13 protein-coding genes are annotated in these 11,630 nt (G+C 47.8%); 5 read left to right on the top strand and 8 right to left on the bottom strand.

All coding sequences use genetic code 11. The annotated features are described in order from the left end of the window. Positions 1–49 precede the first annotated feature (49 nt). From E6072_RS00690 to E6072_RS00675, 4 genes are all read left to right on the top strand, one after another. Positions 50–877, top strand: coding sequence for a thioredoxin domain-containing protein (locus tag E6072_RS00690; RefSeq protein WP_316693096.1), 828 nt, complete (start codon positions 50–52; stop codon positions 875–877). After that, positions 877–1,737 carry a cytochrome c biogenesis CcdA family protein gene (locus E6072_RS00685; RefSeq protein ID WP_316693095.1) on the top strand — a complete coding sequence of 287 codons (861 nt, stop codon included), beginning with the start codon at positions 877–879 and terminating at the stop codon, positions 1,735–1,737. Before E6072_RS00690 ends, E6072_RS00685 begins: the two co-directional genes overlap by 1 nt. 98 nt (positions 1,738–1,835) lie before the next feature. Next, the gene (locus tag E6072_RS00680) at positions 1,836–3,107 is read left to right on the top strand and encodes a PLP-dependent aminotransferase family protein (protein ID WP_316693094.1); all 1,272 of its coding nucleotides are present in this window, start codon (positions 1,836–1,838) and stop codon (positions 3,105–3,107) included. Beyond that, on the top strand, positions 3,100–4,062 hold the full coding sequence (locus tag E6072_RS00675) for a D-alanine--D-alanine ligase (protein WP_316693093.1): 963 nt from the start codon (positions 3,100–3,102) through the stop codon (positions 4,060–4,062). Before E6072_RS00680 ends, E6072_RS00675 begins: the two co-directional genes overlap by 8 nt. A gap of 47 nt (positions 4,063–4,109) precedes the next feature. Here the strand turns inward: E6072_RS00675 and E6072_RS00670 are convergent, their stop codons facing one another. The 8 genes from E6072_RS00670 to rpmH are packed head-to-tail and all read right to left on the bottom strand — an operon-like array spanning position 4,110 to position 9,681. Further along, positions 4,110–5,258: a ParB/RepB/Spo0J family partition protein gene (locus E6072_RS00670; RefSeq protein ID WP_316693092.1), complete on the bottom strand. Its 1,149-nt coding sequence runs from the start codon at positions 5,256–5,258 to the stop codon at positions 4,110–4,112. Beyond that, positions 5,258–6,163 carry a ParA family protein gene (locus tag E6072_RS00665; RefSeq protein ID WP_316693091.1) on the bottom strand — a complete coding sequence of 302 codons (906 nt, stop codon included), beginning with the start codon at positions 6,161–6,163 and terminating at the stop codon, positions 5,258–5,260. Before E6072_RS00665 ends, E6072_RS00670 begins: the two co-directional genes overlap by 1 nt. 31 nt (positions 6,164–6,194) lie before the next feature. After that, entirely contained in the window at positions 6,195–6,866 is a 672-nt protein-coding gene (rsmG, locus tag E6072_RS00660; RefSeq protein ID WP_316693090.1) for a 16S rRNA (guanine(527)-N(7))-methyltransferase RsmG, read from the bottom strand. A 43-nt stretch (positions 6,867–6,909) separates the two neighbouring features. Next, positions 6,910–7,434, bottom strand: a complete 525-nt coding sequence (locus E6072_RS00655; protein WP_316693089.1) for a R3H domain-containing nucleic acid-binding protein — start codon at positions 7,432–7,434, stop codon at positions 6,910–6,912. Between the two features lie 35 nt (positions 7,435–7,469). Continuing rightward, the gene (gene yidC, locus E6072_RS00650; protein ID WP_316693088.1) at positions 7,470–8,843 is read right to left on the bottom strand and encodes a membrane protein insertase YidC; all 1,374 of its coding nucleotides are present in this window, start codon (positions 8,841–8,843) and stop codon (positions 7,470–7,472) included. A gap of 20 nt (positions 8,844–8,863) precedes the next feature. Further along, positions 8,864–9,190, bottom strand: coding sequence for a membrane protein insertion efficiency factor YidD (gene yidD / locus E6072_RS00645; RefSeq protein ID WP_316693087.1), 327 nt, complete (start codon positions 9,188–9,190; stop codon positions 8,864–8,866). Beyond that, on the bottom strand, positions 9,187–9,540 hold the full coding sequence (gene rnpA / locus E6072_RS00640) for a ribonuclease P protein component (RefSeq protein WP_316693085.1): 354 nt from the start codon (positions 9,538–9,540) through the stop codon (positions 9,187–9,189). The genes yidD and rnpA overlap by 4 nt, the downstream gene beginning before the upstream one ends. A 3-nt stretch (positions 9,541–9,543) precedes the next feature. Beyond that, positions 9,544–9,681 (bottom strand): 50S ribosomal protein L34, encoded by a 138-nt coding sequence (gene rpmH, locus E6072_RS00635; RefSeq protein ID WP_081639105.1) that lies wholly within the window; start codon positions 9,679–9,681, stop codon positions 9,544–9,546. Positions 9,682–10,080: 399 nt separating this feature from the next. On the opposite strand from rpmH, the gene dnaA reads away from it, so the two are divergent. Then, positions 10,081–11,493, top strand: a complete 1,413-nt coding sequence (gene dnaA / locus E6072_RS00630) for a chromosomal replication initiator protein DnaA (RefSeq protein ID WP_316693084.1) — start codon at positions 10,081–10,083, stop codon at positions 11,491–11,493. The last annotated feature ends 137 nt before the right edge of the window (positions 11,494–11,630 follow it).

The raw sequence follows: 11,630 nt of genomic DNA, 5'->3' as shown, positions 1-11,630 counted from the left end.
GCTTCGCCTAATCTGCCTTAGGCTAGAGGTGAAGAAAGGTATTAAGTTTATGAGTGACTCCCAAAGCCCGGCGCCTAATAAAAAGAAACCAGTCGTCGTAATGATACTTACGCTGCTGGCTATCTCGTTGCTGGTTTTAGTTTTTTTCATTGCCTACTATCTTGGTTCTAACAATGATAGTGCTGCTAGCCCGAGTCAGACTCCCGTATCTACTCAAAGTGGACAAAGCGCCCAATCGACCGAGCGCCAAAGCGAGCAACTTCCTGAAGGAGTTACTGCCGTCAGCGACGAACAGGCAAAAAAGGTAATTAAATCTTTTTATCGTAACGATGAGGCGGATCCGCGGGCAATCGGTGATCCTAAAGCTCCAGTTACTATGATTCAGTTCTCTGATTTTTCCTGTCCCATGTGTTACCAGTATGAATCAGCTGTTTTTCCGCAGCTGAAACCGTATGTAGACAACGGTACCTTGCGTATCGAGTTCAATAACTTTTCAATTTTCGCCTCGCAATACCATTCTGACCTCGCAGCTGCCGGATCAATCGCAGCAGCTAAGCAAGGGAAGTTTTGGGAGTATGTAGAAGCTGCTACCAAGCTAGCGGCTCAAGATGGTAATGGTCATATCAGCTGGAATAAACAACTGGTTACCCAGGTCGCCCAAGCTAGCGGGGTGAGCAACTTGTCTCGTTTTAACCAAGATCTAGAGGCCGATGACGCCGCGAACACGGTCAAAAAGGAAACTTCGGCCGCCCAAGCAGTAGGACTGGGTGGCACTCCTGCATTTTTCATAAACGACTATGTAATCACCGGTGCTCTGCCCGCCGACAGCTTTATTCAAACTATTGAAATTGCAGCGAAAACGGCTAAAACACGCTAATGTCAATTAACTTTACTATTGCCTACCTAGGGGGGTTAGTTACTTTCCTAGCTCCCTGTGGGGCATTTTTACTTCCCGCCTTTTTTGCCTGTGCTTTCGAGGATCGTTCGCGACTTCTGCAACGAATTTTAGTATTCCTATCTGGTCTAATTATCGCCTTAGTACCTTTAGGGTTTGCTGCTGGAGGACTTGGTGGCTGGTTGCTTTCTAACTCGCATCTGCTCACCCTGATAGTTGGGGTAATAATTACTCTTTTAGGTATCGCTCAAGTATTAGCGCTGCCCTTACCTAAACTGCCTCTTCCCAAGGCTTTAGGAGGCGCAACCCGCCCTAGCGTCATTGGTATTTTTCTTTTTGGTATTTCTTATGGGTTAGCTGGCTCCGGTTGTACCGGCCCTATCTTGGGGGCAGTGCTTTCAGCCGCCACCTTAACCGGTTCTAGTTTGCGCGGCGGCGCGCTGATGTTTTGGTATGCCCTGGGAATGTTCACTCCGGTTGCATTACTTTCCTTAATCTGGGGTTCCTTAACTGCCCGGCAACAGCGTTTATTCCACCCTCGTCCCCTAAAGTTTTTAGGTCGGCAAACCACTTGGGGTTCTTTAATCTCGGGATTGGTGTTTACCCTAGTGGGCGTGCTGCTATTAATCACTGGGGGTACCAATATTAGCTCCCTACTTACTTCCGGCCAGCAGGTAACTTTGGAAACCAAGATTAGTAAGCTAGCGGGGATGCTTCCTGACTTTCTCTTGCCTTTACTTATAGTTTTATTAGTATTATTTTTTGGAATCTTGGTCTGGTATTTACGCAGTCAAAAGCGGGAAAATCCCGAGGATAACGATTCGAAATCCTCTGTCCAGTGAAGGAGTTTTACTCGATTTTTGCGCTTTTTCTGGCTTTAGCTTTGGTCACCTGGCTTCTTCGTGCGAAAATAGCAATTAATCTAGTAAAGGAGACGTAAATGAGCGCGCAAAATCATGGAACCCATCTCGACCTTTGGCAGGATTCCTACGCAGCGCGAGCTCATAACCTCCGCGAATCTGAAATTCGGGCATTGTTTTCCGTGGTTTCCCGTCCCGAGGTGGTGTCTCTAGCGGGAGGGATGCCCAATATTCATGATCTTCCGCTAGCAGAACTAGCTAATAGTGCCCAGCAGTTGGTGCTCGAGCATGGCGAACAGGCGATGCAATATGGTGGCGGTCAAGGGTGGGCGCCTTTGCGTGAATCTATTACCGAAGTTATGGCCGCTGAAGGCATCCATGCCAACCCGGATAACGTGGTGATTACCACCGGATCCCAACAGGCGTTAGACCTGGTCACGCAGCTTTTCATTGAACCAGGAGACGTGATTTTAGCCGAATCGCCTTCTTATGTAGGAGCCTTAGGTGTCTTTAAAGCCTACCAAGCAGATGTTCGCCATATTCCCTTAGATGAAGAAGGTTTGATTCCTGAAGAGTTTGCCCGCACCGTAGAGCAGGTTCGCGCGGAAGGTAAACGGATTAAGTACCTCTATACCATCCCCAATTTCCATAATCCTGCTGGTGTGTCCATGTCCCCTTCCCGGCGGGAACAGCTAATGGAGCTGTGCCGCAAATATGGTGTCTTGGTTTTGGAAGATAACCCCTACGGCCTGCTAGGTTTCGAGGGACAAACCATGACTCCCTTAGTTGAGCTCGCCCCTGACCTTGTAGTTTACTTAGGTTCTTTTTCTAAAATATTTGCTCCCGGTTTTAGGATCGGTTGGGCTTACGCGCCGCCAGCGGTAAGAGACAAACTAGTGGTTGCTTCAGAATCTGCGATTTTATCGCCCTCGATGGTAGGCCAGATGGCTATTCATGCCTACCTGCGTGATTATGATTGGCGCAGACAGATCGATACCTACCGGCAGATGTACCGCGGTCGTCGTGACGCCATGCTTGCAGCCTTACATGATTACCTGCCTGAATGTGCCTGGACAATCCCCGAAGGTGGTTTCTATACCTGGCTCACCCTCCCGGAAGGACTAGATTCCAAAGCTATGCTAAATCGGGCTGTTAGTGAACTGGTTGCCTACACTCCGGGAACTGCTTTTTATGCCTCAGACCAGGGACATCATAATATTCGACTCTCATTTTGTTATCCCACTCCGGAAGAGATTCGCGAGGGCGTGCGCCGGCTAGCGAAGGTGGTTCATCGGGAAATGGAACTGGTTACGCTATTTGCTTCCCAGCAGAAAGGTAAGAGCAATGACTAATGACGCTACCTTAAAAATTGCGATTATTACCGGTGGTCAACTGCATGAACGGGAGGTTTCCCTGCGCTCGGCGAATCGAGTAGCGACCCAATTACGCCGTTTTGGACACGAACTAAAAAGTTTAGAACTTGACCGGGATTTACTTAATTCTTTAAGAGACTTTGATCCCGACGTAGTGTGGCCAATTATTCACGGTCGCGAAGGTGAAGATGGTTCCCTCCAGGACTTATTAGAGTTAAGCGGACTAGCATATGTGGGATCCGGTCCTAAGGGATGCCGGATTTCTCTTTCCAAACCGGTTGCCAAATCGGTAGTCGAAAAAAACGCCCTGCGTACACCAAAATCAGTAGCGCTGCCTCAGATTCTATTTCGCCAGGTAGGCGCAGATACTTTGCTCAAGGAAGTTTCTCAGCGTTTGGGATATCCGCTGATGGTGAAACCTTCTCGAGGTGGCTCCGCTATGGGAATTACCTATGTGGAAGATGAGGGCGGATTGCGGACGGCTATGGTCAATGCGTTTGCCTATGATGATGAGGTACTGATTGAGCGTTTTATTAAGGGACGTGAAATTTCAGTATCGATCGTGGAAGAACAAGGCACTGCCCGGGCGCTTCCGCCGGTGGAAATCCGCACCGATGTGGGTCGCTATGATTTCGATGCCCGATATTTAACTGGCAGGACTGAATTTTTTGCACCGGCTCCTTTAGAAGACGATTTAGATCACTCAGTTAGAGCTTTGGCTTTGGAGTGCCACCGGGTGTTGGAGTTAGAAGATTTTTCGCGGATTGACTTAATTGTTGATGCTGACGGAAATCCTTGGTTCATCGATGCAAATGTGGTTCCGGGGATGACCGATACTTCTTTATGGCCACTAGCAGCCGATGCAGATGGGGGATTTGGGGAATTGGTTAATGCCATTACGCTCCAGGCCACTAACCGGGGGCAACGCAGCTAGCAAAGAAGGAACGCCTGGCTATGGATGCCGGGTGATAGCGATGAAATCTACTTACTGAGTTGTTCGAGTAGGTGGGTCAGGCGTTCCAAATCAGCCTCGTCAGCATATTCAATAACCAGTTTGCTAACTTTCTTTCCGGGTTTAAGGGATACTCGGGTATCTAGAATCTCTGTCCAACGTTCCTGAGTAGCTGCTTGGCTAGGGGAGAGCACCAGCTCGCGACGTTTTCCACTTTTCCGGGTATGTACCGGGGCTCCGCGTACATTTCCCAGAGCCACAATTTCTTCTGTAGAACGTACCGATAGTCCTTCAGCTATGATGCGTTCTGCCAAGTATTCTTGGTCGCCGGGATCAGTGACTGCAAGCAATGCTCGAGCATGACCTGCGGAAAGAACGCCCGCTGCCACCTTAGGTTGCAAGCTGGCTGGCAGTCGCAGCAAGCGTAAAGCATTAGTAATCGCGGGACGCGACTTCGCAACTCGCTTAGATAGCTCTTGTTGGGTGCAGCCAAAATCTTCCATCAATTGCTGATAGGCAGCCGCTTCTTCTAGCGGATTAAGCTGTACTCGATGCAGGTTTTCAATCAGCGCATCCAACAACATTTTATTATCGTTGGTCTCGCGAACAATGGCTGGAATCCGCGTTATCTTGGCTAACTGACACGCACGTAGACGCCGTTCCCCCATTATGAGTTCGTATGCGTTTTTATCGGTAGAATCCGTGCGCACGACAATTGGCTGTAATAAACCCACTTCTTTTATAGAAGCCGCGAGTTCCGCAATTTCGTCCTCATCAAATGTTTGCCGAGGCTGAGAGCGGTTAGGATTGATCTTACTAACCTCAATCAGCTCCAGTTTCGCGCCCGGCACTGGCACTAGCGATGTTTCACGTGAAACATCGCTATTTGCGCGGGGTTGCTTAGACTCAGACCGGTAAACCTTTTTTGTAGATACCGATTTACGGTTTTTCGAATTTTCCTTATTACGAGAGGCCTTTGAGGTTTCACGTGAAACAATTTTTCTGGGTTCCAATAACTCCTTGGCAGACCCGCCCTTAGGAGAATTTCCATGTCCTCCAAAGAAAATATCTGCCGGGCGGGTATTTGCATCTTGGCCTGTTTCTACTCTATTCTCCGTGACCGGATCGGTAGGAATCAGTGCCGACAGTCCTCTCCCCAAATGAGCTCTTTTCGCCATTACGACTTCACCTCACGACTAACTAATTCGTACGCAGCATCTAAATAACATTTTGCACCTTTAGAAGTCGGTTGGTAAGTCAAGATTGATTCTTCGTGAGAAGGCGCTTCTGCTAAGGCAATATTACGAGGAATAATTGTCTGCATAACAATGTCACCATAGTAATCTTTGACTTCTTCTAATACGCCCTTACTCAGTAAGGTATTGGTCGTTACCATCGTGGGTAATATAGCGGTGAAACGTAGGCTGGGATTAAGGCGAATCACCAGCATATCAATAGTTTTCGTCAATTGGGTCAGCCCTTCCAGCGCCAAGTATTCGGCCTGTAGGGGTACCAAAACTTCTTTCGCAGCCACCAGGGCGTTCACAGTCATAATTCCCAAAGATGGGGGAGAATCAATGAAGATGTAATCAAAAGGTTCGCCGCTACTTAGTAGCTCCTCTAGGGCAGCGGCTAAGATCTGTTGAAAATTGGTTCTCTCATTCAGTTCGAGCTCAATTCCGGCCATATTCATAGAAGCCGGCACTACCCAAAGATTAGGGATTTCCGCATTCTGTAACAGGGCTTGGCGCAGGGGTACTCCCTGGGTCATAACCTCGTATAAAGAATTTTGGTCATCTTCGAGGTGGCGAAATCCCAGGGAGGAAGAAGCGTTTCCCTGCTGGTCGGCATCAATTACTAGTACTTTAAGTCCCCCTAAAGCCAAAGCCGCAGCAATATTAACTACCGTGGTGGTTTTACCAACCCCACCCTTTTGGTTCGCAACTGCGATTACTCTGGTACTTTTCGGATGGGGCAAAGGCTCTAGATTAGGTTTAGAGTCAAGGCGTCCTTTTAGGGAAGGCTCTTCATGGGTATCTGCCTGTTCAACCATAGCGGCATCAGCTAAACGATGCTTGCTCATTATGCCTCCAAAATACAAAAATAGGTACCCACTAGAGGTGTTTGGTTGCCATAATAATCCGGGTAATCGACTCATCCATAAGCGACGGCACTTCCTCTATATGGGCACTATCAAATTTAGCTGCTCTCAACTCTGCCGCCGCCGCGGACAACTCTAAGGGAGCACGCTCACCTTTAATCGCTAGCATTCGTCCCCTGGGTGCCACCAGTTTTCCGGAGATACGAATCAGCTTTTTTAAGTTAGCCACCGCTCTCGAGGTAACCGCTGTGAATCTCTGTCCACCGGGGAGATCTTGACTGCGAGAGCGCAGAACCTCCACATTATCCAATCCCAACTCTTTCTTTACTTCCTCCAGCCAAACTACCCGCCTGGCCAAAGGTTCAATCAAGAAAAATTGAAGATCTGGTCGCATTATAGCCAATACTATTCCTGGAAGTCCTGCTCCCGACCCCACATCGGCAACTGTAACGTTACGCCCTAGTGGTAAGAACCTCTCTGCCGCCGCACAATTCAATATATGTCGCGGCCAGATCCGAGGTAACTCCCGCGGTCCAATCAGCCCCCGCAGCTCCCCTTGTTCGGCCAGCATATGAGCATAAGCCTGCATCTTCTCATAGGAAGATGCAAAAAATGCTTCAACCTCAGCTCCGGGTTGAGCTACCTGAAGGTGCAGTTCCGGTTGCATTTCCAAATTCTTAGACACCAATCAGACAATATCTCTTCAGATACCGTCGATATTCAATAAATTATTCTTCTTCTGCTTCCGGACCGGAGTCATCAGGGTAAATAACTACTGCCCGGTTAGGAGCTTGACCTTGCGAACCGGAATACACGCCCTCTTCGGCGGCCACATCGTGACAAACTTTACGCTCGAAAGGATTCATGGGCTCCAGGCGTACCGGCTCACCCGTAGTTTTAGCCTTGGTTATGGCTTCTTGGGCAATAGAACGCAGCTCCGCTTTACGTTCTTGGCGGTACCCAGCGATATCCAGCATTAAGCGGGAATGTTCCCCAGTTTTTTGTGAAACCGCCAGGCGGGTTAAGTCCTGCAGAGACTCTAAAACTTCGCCCTCTTTGCCGACTAAGCGCTTAAGATCATTTAGATCTTGCGCATCAGCCACGATATCCACGCTGGCGCGATCGTGCTCTACATCGATCTCGAGATCTCCACCCAGATCGGCAATATCAAGCAGTTCTTCTAAATAATCAGCGGCAATATCGCCCTCTTCTTCCAATGCGGCAACCCGCTCGGGAGATGCTTCTTCACTCATGGCACCTATTCCTCTCTTAGCTATCTGCAATGATCCTATCGGTTCTTACGCCGATTTGTATTCGCATTATTCTTCCTGCGCGCCTGCCGGCGTTTCGCTTTTTCTTGCTCACTTAAACCCTGGGCTTGCCGCCGCCGTTTAGCCTGGGCATCACGCTGCGCGCGAGTTAATCTTTTTGGTTGCGCCTGGGCATTACGGGTACTTGGTTTAATGGCAGCCTGCTGTTCTTCCGCTTTTTTCTGTAGCGCCGCCATCATCCGAGATTGTTTAACCGGCTTCCTTGGTTTTTCTTCTAACTCAAGATCTTGAGCTTTCTTATGCAGCCGATCTTGAGTTTCCTTGTGTAGCTCCACCCCTTGACGCAATTGCTCCCCATTATCTAATCCTGAGAAGGGATCATCCTTGCCTTTGCGATTAGCTTTAACCTCTAGACGCATACCTTTAGCTACGTCATCACCACTTAAGCCCAACTCCGAAAGCTTCTGGTTATATTCCGTTAGGGTTTCTTCTTTAAACTTGTCATATTTTTCCTGGTGACGCCGCATTTGTGCATCGTGAGCCGGAGAACCAGGGGTGGGTAGATAATGCATAACAAACAGCTGTTGAATAAAGCTGACTACCATGGTTACTACCAGGTAAACCAGTACGCCGATCTGCACAATGAAACCGAACCAGGCGGTCATCAAAGGCATTACGTAGACCATCATCTTCATCATCCGCATTTGTTGCTGATTGGAAGCATTCATATTCCGCCGCATATTGATGAACTGTTGGAAGAACATCAAACCGGCATAAAGCAGTACTGCCACAATGATCAGGATTTTTGTGGTCGTAGGGTTAGAGGCAGTGTTGTTGAAGGTATCAGATAGATAAACCCCAAAAACGGTAGATTTATCCATTTGAGAAGCTAACTTAGAATCAAAACCACCAATATGCGCCCCCGGATTTTTGGCGATCAACGGCATTTGCCAAAGCACCCGATAAAGCGCAGCCAAAATCGGCAATTGAATCAGCAACGGGAAACACGAAGCCATCGGATTAACGCCGTACTCTTTATATAAAGCCATGGTTTCTTGACTCATCTGTTGCTTAGAAACCTGGTCATTGCGACCCTTATATTTTTCTTGGATCGCTTTGATCTGCGGTTGGATCGCACTCATACCCCGCGTAGACTTTATCTGCTTAATAAACAGCGGAATAATCAGTAGCCGCACAAAAATGGTCAGCACCACGATGGAAAGAACCCAAGTAACCCCCGGGCCTTCCGGTAATCCCAGAACGGTTAATCCTTTATGAATCCCAACCAGTACCCAGGCGGTCACCCATTTAAACGGGTATAAAACCGTGTCATACCATCCGCCCGACGTGGGTTGATTGGCTGCCGCTAACAGCTGCGCACTTAGCACCATTTAGTATGCTCCTTTACTTATTATCCCCGAGTAGGCAAGGTGGCGTTATCTATCTTTGCCCAATGTTCTTGAAGTTCCCTTAAAGTCATCTGGTGATAGGGCGCGCTCTTCCAATTACCTTTTTCTGGTGGATAATCCACTCCCCCATTGGAAAAAGGATTACAGCGTACCAGCCTAAATACCGAAAGTAGGCTGCCTTTTATGGCACCGTGCGTTTTTAAAGCCGTGAGCGCGTAGGTGCTGCAAGTGGGATAGTACTTACAACGTGCAGGAAACAGGGGAGAGATATAGCGCCGATAAAGGCGAACTAAAAAAACTAAACCCGCTTGCCCCAGATTTCTGCTCACTTTTTCCCTTTCGCTTGCGCCCTCGCCAAAGCTTGATCCAAAGCCACCCCAAGTTGCGCGTAGGAAGCAGTTTTAGCTTTCCCGAGGGCACGCACCACCGTTTTGCTCCCGCTACCAAAGTTCTGTATCCGGCCGGCACTAAGTGCTCGCAATTGCCGCTTGATGCGGTTCCTATCTACTGCCCGCGGTAGATTTCTTTTTGGTACAACGAAACCGACCAGCGGCTTTGCTGTGCCTAACTGGTCGGATAGGTGGTGCACCACCATTAGTTGATTTCCAGCGCTATTGCCACGCCGAAAAACTTGGGAAAAATCGGCTGATTTTTTCAGGCGATTGGCCTGGGGCAACATGCTTTAGGCCGAAAGATCCTTGCGCCCTTTACGCCGGCGATTAGCGATAATAGCGCGGCCTGCGCGGGTACGCATTCTTGCCCGGAATCCGTGCTTCTTGGCTCGGCGACGGTTATTCGGCTGAAAAGTCCGCTTTGTCACTATAGTTCTCCTGAATGTTATTCACTAACCGGATAAAACTCCGGCATCTTAGTTTCATTTAGCCTGGAATAGACAACATATGCAAGCCTACGCATAGCGCTTTGCCAGGTCAAATAGTTATTGAGTGGTTATGAACACTATTTTGTTCTCAACATATTTAAAGCTGTGGAACTTATAAAAACTACAAAGTTGTAAGATGTGAATTTTTTATTTTTAAAAATTCCGATTTCTCCTAGTTTTTGCACGCCGGACGGGATTCAGAGTTAAAACTACAACTACGTAAGTTATCCACAGTCTTTTCCCCAGATTGGGGATAACCTGTTTTTATCCTAGAATCATTACTATCCCCATCGTTGGGGTGGCCTGTCACATTGCTGTATAGAAATTTTGGAGAAACTGATGTCAAGTTCGCTACAGTCAGTCTGGCAAGACGCGATCCGACAGTTAAAACAAAATCCCCAGGTAGGTCAAGCCGATCTGGCTTTCGTAAGAATGTCAAAACCCTTAACCACCTACGAAAACACCATTATCATTGCCACTCCCAATAACTATTCAAAATCAATTATTGAAACTCGCCTAGCTCCTTTTTTGCGACAATCACTTTCGGCAGCTACCTCTCGCGACGTCATTTTAGCGGTTTCGGTAGATCCCTCTTTGGATACTGGACAGACCGTTAATCCTTCCGAACACCAAACGGTTGCGCCTCTTCCTCAAAAAAGTGAAAGTATTGCTACTAAAACTCCTACCCCTTCTCGGGAAAAAAAGCCTTTTGAAAGCCGTTTGAACTCAAAATATACTTTTGAATCCTTCGTAATTGGCGCTTCCAACCGTTTCGCTCACGCTGCTGCTATCGCAGTCGCCGAAGCTCCTGCCAAAGCCTATAACCCCCTCTTTGTGTACGGTGGTTCCGGTCTGGGTAAAACTCACCTGCTCCACGCCATTGGCAACTATGCGCTGAATCTTTATCCCCATATCAAAGTGCGTTATGTAAACTCTGAGGAGTTCACCAACGACTTCATCAATTCGGTACAAGAAGGCAGTGCCCACGAATTCCAAAGGCGCTACCGTAATATCGATATTTTGATGATTGACGATATTCAGTTCCTACAGGGGAAAGAACAAACTATCGAGGAATTCTTTCATACTTTTAACTCCTTACATAATGACAACAAACAGGTAGTTATTACTTCCGATGTACCTCCTAAGAAACTAGAAGGATTCGAGGAACGACTACGATCTCGTTTTGAGTGGGGACTATTAACTGATGTGCAGCCTCCTGATCTAGAAACTCGCATCGCTATTTTGCGTAACAAAATACGTCAGGAAAAAGTAGAGGCGCCCTCGGAAGTCTTGGCCTATATCGCTTCGCGTTTTACTATCAATATTCGCGAACTGGAAGGTGCCCTGCTTAGGGTTACTGCTTTCGCTTCCCTAACTAAGCAACCCTTGACGCTACAGCTAGCAGAGATGGTGCTTAAAGATATTGTTTCTGACCCTAATGATCAGGAAATCACCCCCGCTCTGATTAAGGCGCAAACAGCTGGATATTTTGAAACCACCGTTAATGACTTATGCTCGCCTTCGCGTTCACGTTCTCTAACCGAGGCACGCCAGATAGCCATGTACTTATGCCGGGAACTTACCGAGCTATCATTACCGCAGATTGGCAAGGAATTCGGAGGGCGTGACCACACTACGGTAATGCACGCGAATAAGAAAATCACCCAACTTATGAAGTCAAAGCCGCAAATTTTTGATCATGTCAATGAATTAACCAACCAAATTCGACAGGCCGCTCGCCACGCAAAGTGACCTAATCAATAAAACCACTGCAACACCCGCTTGTCTAAGGAAATTTTTGACCTATTTTTTACTTTTATTTTTGAATACGCCTACCAGCAAAACTACAAAAATGTAGTTCTCATGACTACAGGTTAAAGCTGGTTTCT

The sequence above is a fragment of the Varibaculum cambriense genome (genome assembly GCF_032557235.1).
Taxonomy (GTDB): Bacteria; Actinomycetota; Actinomycetes; order Actinomycetales; family Actinomycetaceae; genus Varibaculum; species Varibaculum cambriense_C.
Note: the sequence above shows the minus strand (reverse complement) of the source record. Positions and strands in the feature narration are given on the sequence as shown.